Annotated in this window: 1 protein-coding gene; it reads left to right on the top strand. The window is 39.0% G+C overall.

Going from position 1 to position 528, the window contains the following annotated elements:
• Positions 1 to 403 (top strand): tetratricopeptide repeat protein (locus WA1_RS52030; RefSeq protein ID WP_148663134.1); only part of this gene is annotated, 403 nt, incomplete at its 5' end.
• Between the last annotated feature and the right edge of the window lie 125 nt (positions 404 to 528).

Raw genomic sequence — 528 nt, 5'->3', positions numbered from 1 at the left:
AAACTCATTGTTATGTTTGGGAATATGTTATCATTCGCTTACAGATTACCTCCAAGCAATAGATTATTGTCAGCAAGGTTTGACTATTGCACGATTGATTGGTAATCCCCACATTGAGGGAAGGGCACTTTGTTGCTTGGGAGGTACTTTCATAAAACTTGAGCAATATTCACAAGCCCAAGAAAATTTGCAAGAAGCACTGGAGATTTGCGGAGAAATTGGCGAGCAATACACTAAAGCTTATGCTTTCAGAAACTTGGCAGAACTGTATCAAAAATTAGGCGATCGCACTCGTGCCCTTGAGTACTGCAATCAGGCTTTAGCCATCGCTACAAAGTTAGGTATACCGCTAGCACAAGAGTGTCAGGGGTTGGAAAAACAATTATTGAGTGAGGAAGCATAGGGCTAAATTGAGATGGTTACTAACTTTAAAGAACTAGGTAATGTACTTTTCGCTAGTTGGAATATCAATTTAGATGAAGTTCCAATTGAGCAACTTGACCATTATATAGCAGTAGAAAATTACCT

It is taken from the genome of Scytonema hofmannii PCC 7110, from assembly GCF_000346485.2.
Taxonomy (GTDB): Bacteria; Cyanobacteriota; Cyanobacteriia; order Cyanobacteriales; family Nostocaceae; genus Scytonema; species Scytonema hofmannii.
The sequence above is the reverse complement of the archived record's forward strand: the minus strand, read 5'-3'. Positions and strand labels throughout refer to the sequence as shown.